This is a genomic window from Mycobacterium sp. ITM-2016-00316 (genome assembly GCF_002968335.2).
Taxonomy (GTDB): domain Bacteria; phylum Actinomycetota; class Actinomycetes; order Mycobacteriales; family Mycobacteriaceae; genus Mycobacterium.
The window spans coordinates 4,116,470-4,132,617 of sequence record NZ_CP134398.1; the positions used below are offsets into that span (position 1 = coordinate 4,116,470).

The 16,148-nt window shown below is 66.6% G+C and carries 16 protein-coding genes and 1 pseudogene; 11 read left to right on the top strand and 6 right to left on the bottom strand.

Annotation, left to right across the window (positions count from 1 at the left end; genetic code table 11):
* Positions 1-43: 43 nt before the first annotated feature.
* The 3 genes from C6A86_RS19740 to C6A86_RS19750 are packed head-to-tail and all read right to left on the bottom strand — an operon-like array spanning position 44 to position 3,965.
* Positions 44-1,219, bottom strand: a complete 1,176-nt coding sequence (locus C6A86_RS19740; RefSeq protein ID WP_105364397.1) for an OB-fold domain-containing protein — start codon at positions 1,217-1,219, stop codon at positions 44-46.
* 29 nt (positions 1,220-1,248) lie between these two features.
* Positions 1,249-2,415, bottom strand: a complete 1,167-nt coding sequence (locus tag C6A86_RS19745) for a CoA transferase (protein WP_233213088.1) — start codon at positions 2,413-2,415, stop codon at positions 1,249-1,251.
* 38 nt (positions 2,416-2,453) lie between these two features.
* Positions 2,454-3,965 carry an aldehyde dehydrogenase family protein gene (locus tag C6A86_RS19750; protein ID WP_105364395.1) on the bottom strand — a complete coding sequence of 504 codons (1,512 nt, stop codon included), beginning with the start codon at positions 3,963-3,965 and terminating at the stop codon, positions 2,454-2,456.
* A gap of 239 nt (positions 3,966-4,204) precedes the next feature.
* Here C6A86_RS19750 and C6A86_RS19755 point away from each other — a divergent pair, with 239 nt between their 5' ends.
* The 5 genes from C6A86_RS19755 (at position 4,205) to C6A86_RS19775 (ending at position 7,996) form a co-directional block, all read left to right on the top strand.
* Positions 4,205-4,906, top strand: coding sequence for an SDR family NAD(P)-dependent oxidoreductase (locus tag C6A86_RS19755; protein WP_105364394.1), 702 nt, complete (start codon positions 4,205-4,207; stop codon positions 4,904-4,906).
* A gap of 18 nt (positions 4,907-4,924) precedes the next feature.
* On the top strand, positions 4,925-5,806 hold the full coding sequence (locus C6A86_RS19760; RefSeq protein ID WP_105364393.1) for a mycofactocin-coupled SDR family oxidoreductase: 882 nt from the start codon (positions 4,925-4,927) through the stop codon (positions 5,804-5,806).
* Between the two features lie 34 nt (positions 5,807-5,840).
* A complete protein-coding gene (locus tag C6A86_RS19765; protein ID WP_057169439.1) occupies positions 5,841-6,032 on the top strand; it encodes a ferredoxin in 192 nt (63 codons plus the stop codon).
* A gap of 65 nt (positions 6,033-6,097) precedes the next feature.
* A complete protein-coding gene (locus tag C6A86_RS19770; RefSeq protein WP_105364392.1) occupies positions 6,098-7,465 on the top strand; it encodes a cytochrome P450 in 1,368 nt (455 codons plus the stop codon).
* Positions 7,466-7,657: 192 nt separating this feature from the next.
* Positions 7,658-7,996: a hemophore-related protein gene (locus tag C6A86_RS19775; protein ID WP_105364391.1), complete on the top strand. Its 339-nt coding sequence runs from the start codon at positions 7,658-7,660 to the stop codon at positions 7,994-7,996.
* 69 nt (positions 7,997-8,065) lie between these two features.
* Here C6A86_RS19775 and C6A86_RS19780 read toward each other — a convergent pair whose 3' ends face one another.
* Together C6A86_RS19780 and C6A86_RS19785 are read right to left on the bottom strand one after the other, a co-directional pair.
* Positions 8,066-9,253 (bottom strand): acyl-CoA dehydrogenase family protein, encoded by a 1,188-nt coding sequence (locus C6A86_RS19780; protein WP_105364390.1) that lies wholly within the window; start codon positions 9,251-9,253, stop codon positions 8,066-8,068.
* Entirely contained in the window at positions 9,237-10,265 is a 1,029-nt protein-coding gene (locus C6A86_RS19785) for an acyl-CoA dehydrogenase family protein (RefSeq protein WP_105364389.1), read from the bottom strand. The genes C6A86_RS19780 and C6A86_RS19785 overlap by 17 nt, the downstream gene beginning before the upstream one ends.
* Before the next feature lie 262 nt (positions 10,266-10,527).
* Between C6A86_RS19785 and C6A86_RS19790 the strand changes: the two genes are divergently transcribed.
* Genes C6A86_RS19790 through C6A86_RS19805 form a run of 4 tightly spaced genes read left to right on the top strand, consistent with a single transcriptional unit; the run spans position 10,528 to position 14,116 of the window.
* Entirely contained in the window at positions 10,528-11,640 is a 1,113-nt protein-coding gene (locus C6A86_RS19790) for an amidohydrolase family protein (RefSeq protein WP_233213087.1), read from the top strand.
* Between the two features lie 20 nt (positions 11,641-11,660).
* The gene (locus C6A86_RS19795; protein ID WP_105364388.1) at positions 11,661-12,806 is read left to right on the top strand and encodes an amidohydrolase family protein; all 1,146 of its coding nucleotides are present in this window, start codon (positions 11,661-11,663) and stop codon (positions 12,804-12,806) included.
* 3 nt (positions 12,807-12,809) lie between these two features.
* Entirely contained in the window at positions 12,810-13,211 is a 402-nt protein-coding gene (locus C6A86_RS19800; protein ID WP_105364387.1) for a Rieske (2Fe-2S) protein, read from the top strand.
* The gene (locus C6A86_RS19805; RefSeq protein ID WP_105364386.1) at positions 13,208-14,116 is read left to right on the top strand and encodes an alpha/beta fold hydrolase; all 909 of its coding nucleotides are present in this window, start codon (positions 13,208-13,210) and stop codon (positions 14,114-14,116) included. The genes C6A86_RS19800 and C6A86_RS19805 overlap by 4 nt, the downstream gene beginning before the upstream one ends.
* 2 nt (positions 14,117-14,118) lie before the next feature.
* Here the strand turns inward: C6A86_RS19805 and C6A86_RS19810 are convergent, their stop codons facing one another.
* Positions 14,119-14,592 (bottom strand): hypothetical protein, encoded by a 474-nt coding sequence (locus C6A86_RS19810; RefSeq protein ID WP_105364385.1) that lies wholly within the window; start codon positions 14,590-14,592, stop codon positions 14,119-14,121.
* Between the two features lie 36 nt (positions 14,593-14,628).
* Here C6A86_RS19810 and C6A86_RS19815 point away from each other — a divergent pair.
* A pseudogene (locus C6A86_RS19815) lies at positions 14,629-15,911 on the top strand (NADH-ubiquinone oxidoreductase-F iron-sulfur binding region domain-containing protein).
* Positions 15,908-16,147, top strand: a complete 240-nt coding sequence (locus tag C6A86_RS19820) for a ferredoxin (RefSeq protein WP_105364383.1) — start codon at positions 15,908-15,910, stop codon at positions 16,145-16,147. The pseudogene C6A86_RS19815 and the gene C6A86_RS19820 overlap by 4 nt, the downstream one beginning before the upstream one ends.
* Position 16,148 lies beyond the last annotated feature (1 nt).

Below are 16,148 nucleotides of genomic sequence, written 5' to 3' on the forward strand. Positions count from 1 at the left end.
TCGAATGCTTTACCGTAAAGGTGGCGATATTCGCTGAATCCGCTCATGCCGCCACCTCGTCGGGCGCGAAGGCATACCCGTAGTCGGGCACACCGGAGCGCATCGCGACCCGCCGCAGCGCCATCCGTCCGCGGTCCCCGATGTCGACGGTGCCTGGCTGCACCCCGGTGACCTTGACCAGCGCCCGCACCCCCACCCCGTCGAGCTCGACGATCACCAGCGAGTAGGGCGTCCGCAGGCCGGGGACCGGGACGTGCACGGTCACCTCGGTGTAGACGGTGCCGGTGCGCGGTAACGGCACCAACTCATAATCGGTACCCAGCGTGCCGTCGCGGGCCACCCGGAAACGCGGTGGGAAGTCCAGTTCGTCACTGCCGGCGAAAGTGCCCGCTTCCCAACGCACCTTGGCCTCGAAGGCACGCTCATAGGCGGCCAGCGAGATCGGGATGTCCGCGCCCTTGGCGCAGGTGTACACCGGGCTGGGCCGGGCCGGGATCTCGCGGCGATGAATCGTCGCGCATCCACCGCTGACCGTGATCCCGGACAGGATGGCCTGCTCGACGGCGACCAGCGGACCGGTCTTGCCCGTCTCGGCCAATCCGGCGAGGGCGAAAATGCCGGCGCTGGCGCCCATGGTCGGCAGCACCGGAGGATCGGGCAGACACAGTTCGGCGGCCCGGGCGTGATCGACCCCCGCCACCGCCGCCGGGGTATCCAGCCAGGCGGCCTCCAATGACGCGATCAACCCACGTTCGTGCAACAACCTCGGGTCGCCGTAGTCCTGGATGCCGCCCGCCTCGGTCCGGGTGCGCACCGGCAGACTGCGCGCCAGCCGGGCCGCGGTCCGCACCTGCAGCCCGTGTTCGGCGGTGACCAGGGCGGCGGCGCCGGCCGGATCCAGGTCCACGCCGATGATCAGCGTGCGCGGACGCGCCGAACTCAGCGCGTCGGCGGTCGCGGGTGCGCCGCCCAACCGTTCGTCGACCTCGAGTTCGGGGTCGAGCCCCAACCCGGCCAGCAGCACCGCGGCATTACTGCTCTCGACCAGCGGCAGGTTGCGACTCACCAGCACCACGCGTTCGACGGCGCCACCGGACTCGAGCGCGGCGCGGCCGGCCTCGACGGCGAGGGTGATCGCATCCTCGTCATCGCCGGGCACCCGCCGTGTGGGGGTACCCCAGCACGGCAGGTAGGTGCCGATCGATGAAACGTAGGGCATGAGCTGTGTGGGTACCTCTCGGGACGAACTTAGGTAACGGCGCCTGCGGTTTTGAGCTCGATGATGCGGTCCCAGTCCAGGCCGAGTTCCAACAGGATCTCCTCGGTCTGTTCGGCGAATCCCGGAGCTCCCCCGGTACTCGGCGCGGTGACGTCGAACTGCACCGGGTTGGCCACCAGTTCGAGATCGCCGGCCTGCACGATGTACTCGTTGGACCGGATCTGGGTGTCGTTGGCGGCCTGCAGGGTGTCCTGGACGGGCGCCCACGGCCCGGCGAGGGTGGCGAAGCGCTCGCTCCATTCGGGCAGGGTGCGCTTGCGCATCGCCTCGGTGAGGATCTCGTTGGCGGCGGCGGTGTTCTCACCGATCGATTCCGCGGTGGCGAACCGAGGATCGTCGATCAACTCTTCGAGGTCCATGTGCCGGCACACGTCGGCCCAGAACTTCGTCGGTTGCATCATCACGAAGGAGATGTAGCGGTCGTCGGCGGTCGGGTACAGCCCGACGAGCGGGTTCAGTGGCGAACCCTGCGTTCCCGGCGGGAAGGCTTCCATCCGCTGATTGAGGTGATTGGTCAGCGCGACGGTGTGGCCCAGGGCCCACAGGCCGCTGCCGAGCAGCGAGACGTCCACCACCGACGGTTCACCGGTGCGCTCCCGCTTGAGCAGCGCCGCGGCGATACCGCCGGCAAGGTTCGTCCCGGAGATGGTGTCGCCGTAGGCGGGTCCCGGGGGGCCGACCATGCCCGGCGTGCCGGGTGGCGTGATGGTCGCGGCCGTCCCGGCGCGGCACCAGAACGCCGTCATGTCGTAGCCGCCCTTGCCCGACTCCTCGCCCCGCGGCCCCAGCGCGCTGCCTCTGGCGTAGATGACGTTCGGGTTCACCGTGCGGATGTCCTCGACGTCGATGCCGAATTTCTCCCGGTGCCCGGGCAGGAAGCTGGTCAGGAAAACGTCTGCGCGGCGGGCGAGTTCGAGCAGGACCTCTTTGCCCTCGGGCACCGACATGTCCAGACCGATGCTGCGCTTACCGCGATTGGCGTGCTCGATGTTCGGGTTCGGGTCACCCTCGACCCGCAGCAGACCGGTCTGGCGCAACCCGCGCTGGGGATCGCCGGTGACCGCGTGCTCGACCTTGACGACGTCGGCGCCCCATTCGGCGAGCACGGCACCCGCCGACGGGACGAACCCGTACATCGCCACTTCCAGGACCCGGATTCCGTCCAGCGGCTTGCTCACGCCGGCACCACCGGAACGGCGAACGTCTTGCCCTCCAGGAACTCTTCGAGTCCGGCCACACCCATCTCACGCCCGATACCGGATTGCTTGAACCCACCGAAGGGGCTGTCCGGGCTGAAGTAGTTGCCGCCGTTGATCGAGAAGGTGCCGGTACGGATGCGCCGCGCGACCGCGAGCGCACGCTCCTGGCTGCCGAACACCGCGCCGGACAGTCCATAGATGGAGTTGTTCGCGATCCGCACCGCGTCGTCGTCATCGTCGTAGGCGATGATCACCAGGACCGGGCCGAACACCTCTTCCTGGGCGATCTCACTGTCGGGGTCGACATCGGTGAGCAGGGTCGGTGTGTAGAAGTAGCCCGGCCCCTTCTTCTCGCCACCGGTCACCAGTGTTGCCCCGGCGGCGACGGCTCGCTGGACCATGGCGTCGACCTTGTCGCGCTGTTTCTCGCTGATGAGTGGACCCATGTAAGTGGACGGGTCGGTCGGATCTCCATAGCGCACATGCCCGAAGTTGGCCTTCACCAGTTCGACGATCTCGTCGTGGTGCGTGCGCGGCACCAGCAGACGTGAGGTCAGCGCGCAGCCCTGGCCGGCGTGGGTCACCATGCTGAACGCGGAGAACAGTGCGGCGGTACCGAAGTCGGCATCGTCGAGGACGATCGCGGCCGACTTGCCACCGAGTTCGAGGAAGACCTTCTTGAGCGTGGTGCTCGCCGCGGCCATGATCGCCCGGCCGGTCGGCGTGGAGCCGGTGAAGGTGACCATGTCGACGTCGGGATCGGTGGTCAGCACGGCACCGACTTGCGGGTCGGCCCCGCTGATGACGTTGACGACGCCGGCCGGGATGTCGGTGTGGTTGGCGATCAGCTCGCCGAGGGCCAGGGTGATCAGCGGGGTGTCCGGGGCGGCCTTGAGCACGACGGTGCATCCGGCGGCCAGCGCGGGCGCCAGCTTGGCCAGCGCCAGCTGGTTCGGATAGTTGTAGGCGATGATCGCGGCCACCACGCCGCCGGCTTCCTTCTCGACCCAGCGGTGATGCTGCTGCCCGCGGCTCTCGACGTGACCGAGGTCCTCGGTGAGCGGGTAGTCGCGCAACAGGTTCGTGTAGTACTCGACGATCGCGATCGGCTGATCCAGCTGCGCGCCCAGGTTCAGCGCGGCGGTGGCACCCACCTCCGCGGTGGTCAGCGCGGCGAGTTCGTCGCGGTTGGCCAGCAGTGCGGCGTGGAACTGCTCGAGGCATCGCACCCGCAGGGCCACATCGGTGGCCCAGCCGGAGCCGTCGAAGGCGCGCCGCGCCGCGGCGACGGCGGCCTCGGCATCGGCGACCGATGCGTCCGGCGCGTAGCCGAGCACCTCGCCGGTGGCGGGGTTCAGCGTGGCGAAGGTGCGGGCGGCGTCGACGAGTTGTCCGTCGATCAGCATTCGCCGATCGGCCTTCGTAGTGGCTTCTTCGCTGACCGAATCACTGCCGCTCGGGGCGGTGATCGTGGGGGTCTCCGACATCAGGCTCCTCACTGTGATGGAAATTTCATTCTCATCAGGGGCGAATCTTACATCCGGTTCATGAGAACGCAAGAAAGTGTAGATGCGCTAGTCGTATACCCCGAGCTGGCTTCTGGGCCAAACCTTTGTTCCCTAATTCAGGCCCGCCGATCTTGCGGTATCGCCCGACCCGAGAGTACGGTTCTCATAATCGAAAGGGCGATTCTTGAGATCGCCGCCACACCGAGGAGGCCTCACAGGTGAAGAACGCTGTCGTGACAGGCGGCGGGTCGGGCATCGGACGTGCGATCGCCGACCGTCTGCGCGCGGATGGTTACCACGTCGCCACCCTCGACCTGAACCCCTCGGATACACCGAACGCGTTCATCGCGAACGTGACCGACCGCGCCGCCGTTGACGAGGCGCTGAACGGCATCCGCGACCAGCTCGGCCCGGTCTCGATCCTGGTCAACGCCGCCGGCCTGGACAGCTTCCGCCGGTTCACCGACACCACCTTCGAGCAGTGGCAGCGGGTCATCGACGTCAACCTCAACGGCACGTTCCACTGCATCCAGGCCGTTCTGCCGGAGATGGTCGAGGCCGGCTGGGGACGCATCGTGAACATCTCCTCCTCCAGCACCCACTCGGGGCAGCCCTTCATGGCGCCCTACGTCGCGGCCAAATCCGCGGTCAACGGGTTGACGAAATCGCTGGCGCTGGAATACGGGCCGATGGGCATCACCGTCAACGCCGTCCCGCCCGGCTTCATCGACACCCCGATGCTGCGCAAGGCCGAGGACCGCGGGTTCCTCGGCGATACCGAGAAGCAGATCGAGCAGACCCCGGTGCGCCGGATGGGCAAGCCCGAGGACATCGCTGCGGCCTGTGCCTTCTTCATCTCCGAAGAGGCGAGCTACATCACCGGACAGATCCTGGGCGTCAACGGCGGCCGGAACACCTAGAAGCGAGAAGGGCTGAACATGGGGAGCACGGGAAACACTGCAGGCCGGGTAGCCGGAAAAGTCGCATTCATCACCGGTGCGGCCCGCGGTCAGGGCCGCAGCCACGCAATTCGGCTGGCCGAAGAGGGCGCCGACATCATCGCCGTCGACATCTGTAAGAACTACGACACCGTCGGCTACGCCATGGCCACGGCAGAGGACCTCGAAGAGACCAAGAACTACGTCGAAAAGACCGGCCGCCGCATCGTCACAGCCCAGGCCGACGTTCGCAACGAGGCCGAGTTGCGCGGCGCGCTGGAGGCCGGACTCGCCGAACTCGGCAAGGTCGACATCGTCGTCGCGCAGGCCGGCGTCGCCGCCATGAAGGGCCAGCCGCCGATGCAGGCCTGGACCGATGGCATCAACACCAACTTCGTCGGCACCATCAATGCCATCCAGGTGGCGCTGCCGCATCTGACCGAGGGGGCCTCGATCGTGGCGACCGCCTCAGCGGCCGCACTGATGGACGCCCACAACAAGCCCAACCCAGGCGGCGACCCGGGCGGTATGGGCTACATGGTCAGCAAGCGCCTCATCTCCGAATACGTGCACTACCTGGCCACCGAACTCGCCGTCCGCGGCATCCGCGCCAATGTCATCCATCCGACCAACTGCAACACCGACATGCTGCAGAGCGAACCGATGTACCGGTCCTTCCGACCGGACCTGGAGAACCCGACCCGCGCCGATGCCGAGCCGGTTTTCAGCGTGCAGCAGGCCATGAAGGTGAATTACATCGAGCCCGAGGACATCAGCAACGCCGTGCTGTGGCTGGCCTCCGACGAGTCCCGATTCGTCACCGGCATGCAGTTGCGCGTCGATGCGGGCGGATACCTCAAGTGGTACGACTACCACGTCTGATGGCGCAACCAAACATCCGGAAGGAGCTGGCGCAGTGAAGGTTTCGGTCGACGGAAGCCGCTGCCAGGGGCACACCCTGTGCGCGATGATCGCCCCCGACTCGTTCGAACTCGACGATGTCGACGGTCACGCCTCACCCACCTCGGAAGTGGTGCCTGCCGATCAGGAGGATGCGGTCAACGAGGCGGTGCACTCCTGCCCGGAGCAGGCGATCGTCGTCGAATGACGCCGCCGTCGATGACTTGCTCACCAGAGCGCCGTCCACACCACTGAATCAAGGGAGACACCGCCGTGAGTACCGAGGCCGCCACCGATGACGCGCGTAAGCGGAACACGTACCACTTCGACCGGCACACACCCGAGTACCGGCTGCAGTTCGAGAAGATCACCGAGGAGATGCAGTCCCGGTGCCCGATGGCGTGGACCGACGTCTACGACGGCCATTGGGTCGCCGCGGACAGCAAGCATGTCTTCGAGCTGGCCCGCTGCCCGGTGGTGTCCAACGACCACGACCTCACCGGCGAGGGCACCGGCTACGACGGCATCAGCATTCCGGTCGCCAGCCGCGCCAAGACGGTGCGCGGCGGCATCCTGGAGATGGACGAGCCCGACCACAGCACCTACCGCGGCGCACTGAACCCCTACCTGTCGCCGGCGGCCATCAAGCGCTGGGTCCCGTTCGTCGACGAGATCACCCGCGCGGCACTCGACGAGCACATCGAGACCGGCGAGATCGACTTCGTCGACCACCTCGCCAACGTCGTGCCCGCCGTGCTGACTCTGGCCATGATGGGGCTGGACCTCAAGAAGTGGCACGTCTACAGCGAGCCCACGCACGCCTCGGTCTACACCCCCGAGCACTCGCCGGACCGCGAGAAGATCAACGAGATGCACCGTGAGATGGGCATCGACCTGCTCACCAACATGTTCGCCTTCAAGGAGAACCCGAAGCCAGGCCTGATCAACGCTCTGCTGCAGCTGCGCATCGACGGTGAGCCCGCGCCCGATATGGAGATCCTGGGCAACCTGGGCCTGATCATCGGCGGTGGGTTCGACACCACCACCGCGCTGACGGCGCACGCGCTGGAGTGGCTGGGCGAGAACCCCGATCAGCGCAGCCTGCTCAGCCGGGAACGGGACACCCTGCTCAACCCCGCCACCGAGGAGTTCCTGCGCTTCTTCACACCGGCCCCCGGGGACGGACGCACCTTCGCCGCGGACGTCGAGGTCGAGGGCACCCAGTTCAAGGAGGGTGAGCGGCTGTGGATCTCGTGGGCGATGGCAAACCGCGATCCCTCCGTCTTCGAAGACCCCAACACGATCATCATGGACCGCAAGGGCAACCGGCACTTCAGCTTCGGAATCGGCGTGCACCGCTGCGTGGGCTCCAACGTGGCCCGCACGGTGTTCAAATCGATGCTGACCGCGGTGCTCGACCGGATGCCGGACTACACATGCGATCCCGCGGGCACCGTGCACTACGACAGCATCGGTGTCATCCAGGGCATGCGGAAGCTGCCCGCCACCTTCACACCGGGCAAAAAGCTCGGGCCCGGTCTGGACGAGACACTGGACAACCTGCAGCGCATCTGCGACGAGCAGGAACTGGCCCGGCCGATCACCGAGCGCAAGGAGACCGCGGTCATCGACTGGAAGTGATGCCGCCGAATTCGGACACCCGGATCGGGGAACTTCACCCGTTTGACCAGCGTTACCCCTGGGTAATGGACTTGCGTGGAGCACCGGCGCTCCTGTTAGCCTTTTGATCAGAAGATCTGTAACAAATTAGATGTCCTCCACGACAAGGAGGATGTCGCCCGAATCAGTCGGGTGGGGAAAGGTAAAAACCACATGCTCAAGGTGTCGCGCACGAAGCTTGCCGTCGTGATTGGCGGTCTGGCTCTGTCGGTGCCGATGTCGGTCGGGATCGCCTCAGCCCAGCCCGACCTCGGTCCTGTCATCAACACGACCTGTACCTATGACCAGGTGTGGGCCGCCATGAACGCGGAGCGCCCCGACCTGGCCGCGCAGTTCAACGCCCAGCCGATGGCGCTGGGGATGCTGCGCAGCTTCCTGAACTCCAGTCCGGCGGACCGCCAGGGCACGGTCAATCAGATCGCCGCCTACCCGGGCGCGCAGAGCTACCTGGGAGCCACCCTCCAGTTGGCCGGAAGCTGCAACAACTACTGAGTCGTCGCAAGCCGAAAAAGTCCCGCCTTCCGGTATCGGAGGGCGGGACTTTTTCGTGCGGGCTGCCCGCTAACCGCGGGGCAACCCCAGCACCTGTTGGGCGATGATGTTGCGCTGGATCTCCGACGTGCCGCCCGCGATGGTCCCCGAGAAACTGCGTGCATAGCGCTCGAACCAGCTCGCGTAATAGTGGTCCAGGTTCATGTGGGCGTACGGTCCGCTGAACGACGGGTGGATCAGCCCTTCCGGCCCGGCCGCGACGAGCGCGTTGTTCGCCGCCCGCAGCTCCGCCTCGGCGCCGAGCAGCTTGGGCACCGACACCGCCGCGACGTCGACCTCCCCGCGGGCCGCCTTGGCCAACCCCACCGATCCCAGCAACCGCAGCGCCTGATAATCCATGATGGTCGACGCCAGCTGATCGCGCTCCAGCGGTGTGGAGGGCTTGAAATCGCCGATCGAGTTGGCGATCCGGTCCGCAAACCCCAGCCACATCATGGTGCGCTCGTGGCCCAGCGACCCGTTGGCCACCTTCCAGCCGCCGTTGAGCGGGCCGACAAGATTCTCCGCGGGGACCCGCACATCGGCGAAGAAGACCTCGTTGAAGTCCTTGTTCTCCTCGCCGGTGAGATCGGCGAACGGCCGGCACACCACACCGTCGGTATCGGTCGGGATGATGAGTACGCTGATGCCCTTGTGCTTGGGCGCGTCGGGATCGGTACGCACGAAGGTCAGCAGCCAGTCGGCGTCATGCGCCCCCGAGGTCCAGACCTTCTGCCCGTTGACCACGAAGTGGTCGCCATCTGAATCAGTGGAGCGAACGGCCTTGGTGCGCAAGGACGCCAGATCGGACCCCGCACTGGGTTCACTCATGCCCAACGAGGCGGTGCGCTCTCCCTTGAGCACCGGCACCGCCCACTGCTGCTTCTGTTCGTCGGTACCGAAGGTCAGCAGCGACGCGGCGATGATGTTGACGCCCTGGGGGTTGAAGCTGTGGTAAATCCGTCGCCGGCACAGCTCTTCGAGATGCACGAAGCTTTGCAGCACCGATGCGTTGCGGCCGCCGAACTCCGGCGGCTGGGCCGGCAGCAGCCAACCGTTGTCGAACAGCAGGCGCTGCCAGTCGCGGGCCCATTGCGGCATGTGCGATACCGACCGCGGACGCTCCAGAGTGTCTGCCGCAGAGGGTAAGTGAGCGTCGAGGAAGGCCGAGAACTCGGCGCGGAACTCTTCGACGTCGGGATCAAATTCGAGTTGCATCAAACTCCTCGGCGATGAGGGCGCGGTGTTCAGCGGCACCGCCGAGCAGCAGCTCGCCGGCCTTGGCCCGCTTCAGCGCGAACTGAAGGTCGTTCTCCCAGGTGAAGCCCATGGCTCCGAAGGTCTGCAGGCCGTGCTGGAACACCAGCGTCTGGCACTCCCCCGCACTGGCCTTGGCCATCGCTGCGGCGATCCGGCGCCGCGGGTCATCCGCGGCGATGGTGAGTGCGGCGAAATAGGACAGCGCGCGGGCCCGTTCGATGGCCACGTACATGTCGGTGGCCTTGTGTTGGATGGCCTGAAACGATCCGATCGGCACCCCGAACTGGTGGCGACTCTTGGCATGCTCAAGCGCAAGGTCCAAAACGCGCTGACACGCTCCGACCGTGGTGATGGCCATACCCATCAACGCGATGTGGCGAGACCGCTCGACCAGAGCCAGCGCGGCAGCGGGTTCCAGGTCGAGGCGGTCGGACTCTTCCACGCGTACCCGGTCGAAGGTGACCTCGGCGACATGCAGCACCGGGTCGAACACATCGCGGCGCCGTGTGGTGATGCCTTCCGGGGCGATCACGAAGACCCCCGCGGGCGTGACCACGGCGAGTTGTTCGGCGCGGTCCCCGTCCAGGACGAACTTCGAGGTGCCGTTCAGTTCCCAACCCTGCCGGCTCCAATTGGCGCTGACACCTTCGTATATCGCCGCCCCGGCCTTGGCGGGGTCGTACCGCTCGCCCGCCAGCGGCGCGAACTGCGACAGCGTGGCCAGCAGCGGTGTCGGGTCGGTGGCCCGGCCCAGTTCCTCGAGCACGATGGCGAGTTCGACCGCGTTCTCCGGGTCGGTCAGCTCGGTCCATCCGGCGTCCAGATAGGACTTCCACAGGGGGATCGACGCGTCCCCTTCGCCCCGCCCCTCTGAGATTCCCCGGACCAGTGACGCCGGGCACTGCTTGCCCACCGCGTCACGCACCGTTTCCTGCCATAGCCGCTGATCAGAGTCGAACTCCAGAAGCATCTGGCACCTCCCGCCTGCACTAGTTCCGTCCGCAGGAGAATAGCATTCTCATCAAGGGCGTCGGCATTCTCGTTTCGCGTGTATGCAGTTTCACCATATGCGCGCTACGCGACTGACCAGCAGACACTCTCACCAGCGACGATGTAAGCGATCCGCTGGAGAACAATGTTCTTGCTATTGAAGAACAAGGATCTACACTGAGGTTCGAGACGTCGCGCTGGGCCGTGCCCACGCCCGCCGCAGAGCTGAAGGATGGACCACGGTGAAAGAACTGCAGGACGGCGCGGGGAACGTCGTGACGACGCCCGTCATCGATACCAGCGTCCACATCTTCGTCGAGTCGAACAAGGACCTCCGCAAGAACTTCCTCAAGGAGCCGTTCAGCAGCCGGGGATTCCCGGACTACGAGATGGACTGGTACGGGGCGCCCGGCGGCGAGTACGCCACCCGCACCACGGGCCCGGACGGCCAGTACCCCGGCTCCGATCCCGCGGTCGTGGCCAAGCACCTGTTCGCCGACCGCGGCGTGGACATCGCCATCCTGCATCCGATGACACGCGGCATCATGCCCGACCGTCACCTCGGCTCCGCGATCGCCGCAGCGCACAACGAGATGATGGTGACGCGCTGGCTCGCGCACGACGAGTTCGGCGATCGGTTCCGCGGGACCATCCGGGTCAACCCCGACGATATCGCCGGGGCCCTGCGCGAGATCGACAAGTACAAGGGCCACCCGCAGGTGGTGCAACTCGGCATTCCGCTGCAGTCCCGCGAACTCTATGGAAAACCGCAGTTCTGGCCGCTGTGGGAGGCCGCCGTCGACGCCGGACTCCCGGTCGCCGTGCACTTCGAGGTCGGCTCGGGCGTCGCACTGCCGCCGACCCCCAACGGACTCACCCGCACCTACGAGCAGTATGTCGGGTTCACCGCGCTGAACTTCCTCTACCACCTCATGAACATGATCGCCGAGGGCGTTTTCGAACGCTTGCCGGAACTGAAGTTCGTCTGGGCCGACGGCGCCGCCGACCTGCTGACGCCCTTCATGTGGCGGATGGACTGCTTCGGCCGGCCGCATCTCGAGCAGACACCGTGGGCGCCCAAGATGCCCAGCGACTATCTGCCCGGCCACGTGTACTTCGTGCAGGGTGCACTGGACGGACCCGGCGATGTCGACTTCGCCGGTGAGTGGGCCGGATTCACCGGCAAGGACGACATGGTGATGTACGGATCGAGCTATCCGCACTGGCAGCTCAACGAGCTCGCGGTGCCGCGCAGCTACAGCGCCGAGCAGCGCGACAAGTTGTGCTGGCGCAACGCGGCCGAACTGTACGGGATCCAAAGCCCGGTCATCGCGTCCACCGCCGGGGCACAGTAGAGGGAACGAGGAGGCACACCATGACCACCACAGCCAATCCGCGGCTACCTGCCACCGAGCGCATCGCCGTGCGGTGCGTCGACTCCGACGTGCATCCGGCGCCCCGGTCGGGCGAGCTCGGCCAGTACCTCCCCGAACCGTGGCGCAGCAAGTACTTCGGCACGCACAAGGTCGGCGACCAGATCTACTACGACGCACCCGACTACGCGCATTCCTACGCCATGCGTCTGGACACGTTCCCCCCGGATGGTCAGTTCCCCTGCAGTGACCCCGAACTGGCGTTCAAACAGCTGATCATGGAGGCCGGCGCGGATATCGCGATCCTGGAACCCGCCGCCTACCCGGCGCGCATCCCGGAGGCGCAGCACGCCATGTCGATGGCGCTCAACGACTGGCAGGCCAACCACTGGCTCGACAGCCAGAACAACTGGCACGAGCGCTGGCGCGGGTCGATCTGCCTGGCCATCGAGGAGCCCGACAAGAGCGTCGAGGAGATCGAACGCTGGGCCGACCATCCGTACATGTCGCAGATCCTGATCAAGGCCGAACCCCGTCCATCCTGGGGCAACCCCAAGTACGACGCCATCTGGGCGGCGGCCACCAAGCACGACATCCCGGTGAGCTGCCACCTGTCGCGCAGCCATTACGACGAGCTGCCGATGCCGCCGGTCGGATTGCCCAGCTACAACCACGATTTCATGGTCACCTACTCGCTGCTGGCGGCCAACCAGGTGATGAGCCTGATCTTCGACGGCACCTTCGACCGGCATCCGACGCTCAAGATCGTCTTCGTCGAGCACGCGTTCACCTGGATTCTGCCGCTGATGTGGCGAATGGACGCGCTCTACGAAGCCCGTAAGTCCTGGGTCGACATCAAGCGCAAGCCCAGCGAGTACGTCAAGGACCACATCAAGTTCACCACCCAGCCACTGGACTACCCGGAGGACAAGACCGAACTGACCCGCGCCTTCGAGTGGATGGAGTGCGAGAAGATCCTGCTGTTCAGCAGCGATTACCCGCACTGGACGTTCGACGATCCACGCTGGCTGGTCAAGCACCTGCCCGAACATGCCCGCGAGCCGATCATGTTCCGCAATGGGATGGCCACGTACAGAAATGTGCCGCAGACTGTGCCGGCACTCGAGGGCCAGGTTCGGGTTTTCTGACCGATGAGCAACGAAACAGAGGCGGGACGTGAGCCCCGCCTGGCACAAGGACGCGAGCACATCGTCGCCACTGTCGACGAGATTCCGCACGGCTCACACAAACTCGTGCCCATCGGCCGGCACGGGGTCGGCGTCTACAACGTCAACGGCACCTTCTATGCCATCGCCAACTACTGCCCGCACGAGGGCGGTCCGCTGTGTTCGGGCCGCGCGCGCGGCCTGAACATCGTCGACGAGAACGTGCCCGGCGACGCGGTGATGGTGCGCGACAAGGAGTACATCTTCTGCCCGTGGCACCAGTGGGGCTTCGAGCTGGCCACCGGCACCACCGCGGTCAAGCCGGAATGGAGCATCCGCACCTATCCGGTCCGGGTGGTCGGCAACGATGTGCTGGTGCAGGCATGAGTGCTGAGACCGGGCCGGTACTGACCGCCGGCGAGAAGTCCATCGAGATCAATGGTGGCAACGTCGTCTACGAGATCCTCGGTGACACAGGCGAATTGATCGCCCTGACCCCTGGTGGACGGTTCAGCAAGGACATCCCGGGCCTGCGCCCACTGGCCGAGGCCCTGGTGGCCGGCGGCTACCGGGTGCTGCTGTGGGATCGGCCCAACTGTGGCAAGTCCGATGTGCAGTTCTACGGGCTGAGCGAATCCCACATGCGGGCCGAGACGTTGTTCCGGCTGATCACCCGGCTCGACGCCGGCCCGTGCATCATCCTCGGCGGATCCGGCGGCGCACGCGACTCGATGCTGACGACCATGCTGTACCCGGAGATCGTCCGAAAACTCGTGGTGTGGAACATCGTCGGTGGTGTGTACGGATCGTTCGTACTCGGTGGCCACTACGTGACCCCCAGCATCCTGGCCGTCCGCGGCCTCGGCATCAAGGGCCTGCTGAGCGTGCCGGAGTGGCGTGAGCGCATCGAGCAGAATCCGGCGAACCGCCACCGGCTGCTCGCCCTCGACGCCGACGACTACCTCAAGGTGATGCTGCGCTGGCTCAATGCCTTTGTCCCCAAGCCGGGCCAGACCATCCCCGGCGTCCCCGACGAGATGTTCGACAACATCACCGTGCCCACCCTGATCATCCGCGGCGGCGAGAATGACTGGGACCACCCCAAACGCACCTCTCTGGAGGTGAGCTGTCTGATCAAGGGGTCGACGCTGATCGAACCGCCGTGGCCCGAGGACGCCTGGGAGCGTGCCGGGGAGAAGTTCGCGCAGAGCGGCGGCAAGACGTTCTGCCTCTTCGACACCTGGGTGCAGGCCGCGCCGCCGATTCTGGACTTCCTGGGCACACCGCGATGACCTCACCGCACCAGGATGCGCACCTCACTGTTCAGCGAGGCTTCCAGCGCGGTGTGCACACGACTTTCCGGCACCCGCGCCAGATCGTCTCGGCGCAGCGTCACCTCGACCACATCCCAGCCCTGACCGCTCGGATGACGGTGCACGTCGCCGGTGAGTCCGAATCCCGCCAGCACGCCGTGCGCGTCATCATCGGTGCCGCGGCTGACGAAGGTCAGCACACCGGGAGCCACATCGGTGCCGAAAGCTCTGCCGCACAAGGCAACGACCGTGTCCTGTAACGCATCGGCGTCATCGCCGGCCAGCAGCACCTCGACCTCACGCCGGTTGGACGGCATGACCGAGAGGTCCGCATCGACCAACTGGGCGCCGACCGGGCCACACAGTTGCCGGAGCATCGCCACGCCCTCGGTCAACTGCGCGGGTGTCAGGCGACCCGACGGATCCACGTCAACGCGCACCACTGCGGTTCTCACGGCCGTCAGCCTAACGGTGGAAAGGACCAGCCGATCATGACAACCACCGCCACCGATCTCAGGGTCGAGGTCTGGCCCGGGCTCACACCGCGGCTGCTGCGGCCCGGTGCCGGCCCCGAGGATCTCGCCGAATACGCCAATGCCGGTGGCTATCAACAGATCGACGACTACGGGGTGTTGCTCGACGCGGTGGCCGCCGCCGGGCTGCTGGGCCGCGGCGGGGCGGCGTTCCCGTTGGCCGTGAAGCTGACCACCGTGCGGGCCGCCAGGCGTGCCGGCAAGCAGACCGTCGTGATCGCCAACGGCGAGGAGGGTGAGCCGGCCTCGGTGAAGGACCGCTGGCTGCTGCGCCATCGGCCGCACCTGGTGCTCGACGGACTGCGCCTGGCCGCTCAGATCACCGGGGCCGAGCGCGCCCATGTGTACGTTTCCGATCCGCAGGCCGCGACAGCAGTGGAGTCGGCGCTCACCGCCGCGGGCGAGCATCTGGGGACGCTCCGGATCAGCGTGGTGACCGTGGACGCCTCCTATATCGCCGGCGAGGAGTCGGCGGCGGTGCGGGTGATCAACGGCGGACCGGCCAAGCCGACCGACAAGCCGCCGAGGGTGTTCGAGGAGGGCGTCGCCGGCAACCCGACATTGGTGAGCAACGTCGAGACCCTCGCGCACCTGCCGTTCATCCTGCGCCACGGCCCGGCCGAGTTCCGTCGCTACGGCACCGAGGCCTCCCCGGAACCTTTCTGGCCACCATCACCGGCGCGGGACGCCCACCCGCGCTCTACGAATTGCCGCACGGCGCCATGGCCTCCGATCTGCTCGCCCTGCACGGGGTCGATCCCGGCACGGTGACCGGTGCGCTGATGGGCGGTTACTTCGCCGGCCTGCTCAACCGGTCCATCGTCGGCGCCACCCTGGACCACGAGTCGATGCGCGCGCTGGGCAGCGGTCTCGGATGTGGCGCCGTCGCCGTGCTGACCGAGGACTGCCCGGTCGCGGTGGCCGCCTCCGTGCTGGCCTATTTCGACCGGGAGAACGCCGGGCAGTGCGGGTCGTGCTTCAACGGCACCGCCGCCATGGCAGCCGTCACCGACGCGCTGCGCGACGGCGCCGCCACCGCCGAGGACGTGGCCCGGCTGCGCCGCTGGTCGGTGGTGCTGCGCGGCAGGGGCGCCTGCGCGACGCTCGACGGTGCGGCGAATGTGGCGGCAAGCCTGCTGGACCAGTTCCCCGAGCTGGTGACAAGCCACCTCGAGGGCGGTTGCGCCGACTGCAGCGGGTTTTCGGCCCTGCGTCCCTTCGAAGTTGAGGCGGTGTCATGAGAATCAAACTCGACAGGACCCTGTGCGACGGGTTCGGCATCTGCGCCAAACACGCACCCGACTACTTCTCGCTGGACGACTGGGGCTACGCCTGCCTCGAAGGCAACGGCGAAGTGTCCGAACAGGATCGCGACGCGGTGATGCGCGCTCTGCTGGACTGCCCGGTGCACGCCATCATCGAGATCCCGGCGGTGCAGCAGGACCAGGATCACGCCGCCGCTACAACAGGGAGCTGAT

What these genes read in the sequence shown, in the direction of transcription:
- C6A86_RS19740 (WP_105364397.1), bottom strand. Translation starts at nt 1,219, where the DNA reads ATGCCCTACGTTTCATCGATCGGCACCTACCTGCCGTGCTGGGGTACC.
- C6A86_RS19745 (WP_233213088.1), bottom strand. Translation starts at nt 2,415, where the DNA reads ATGTACGGGTTCGTCCCGTCGGCGGGTGCCGTGCTCGCCGAATGGGGC.
- C6A86_RS19750 (WP_105364395.1), bottom strand. Translation starts at nt 3,965, where the DNA reads ATGTCGGAGACCCCCACGATCACCGCCCCGAGCGGCAGTGATTCGGTC.
- C6A86_RS19760 (WP_105364393.1), top strand. Translation starts at nt 4,925, where the DNA reads ATGGGGAGCACGGGAAACACTGCAGGCCGGGTAGCCGGAAAAGTCGCA.
- C6A86_RS19775 (WP_105364391.1), top strand. Translation starts at nt 7,658, where the DNA reads ATGCTCAAGGTGTCGCGCACGAAGCTTGCCGTCGTGATTGGCGGTCTG.
- C6A86_RS19780 (WP_105364390.1), bottom strand. Translation starts at nt 9,253, where the DNA reads ATGCAACTCGAATTTGATCCCGACGTCGAAGAGTTCCGCGCCGAGTTC.
- C6A86_RS19785 (WP_105364389.1), bottom strand. Translation starts at nt 10,265, where the DNA reads ATGCTTCTGGAGTTCGACTCTGATCAGCGGCTATGGCAGGAAACGGTG.
- C6A86_RS19795 (WP_105364388.1), top strand. Translation starts at nt 11,661, where the DNA reads ATGACCACCACAGCCAATCCGCGGCTACCTGCCACCGAGCGCATCGCC.
- C6A86_RS19800 (WP_105364387.1), top strand. Translation starts at nt 12,810, where the DNA reads ATGAGCAACGAAACAGAGGCGGGACGTGAGCCCCGCCTGGCACAAGGA.
- C6A86_RS19805 (WP_105364386.1), top strand. Translation starts at nt 13,208, where the DNA reads ATGAGTGCTGAGACCGGGCCGGTACTGACCGCCGGCGAGAAGTCCATC.
- C6A86_RS19820 (WP_105364383.1), top strand. Translation starts at nt 15,908, where the DNA reads ATGAGAATCAAACTCGACAGGACCCTGTGCGACGGGTTCGGCATCTGC.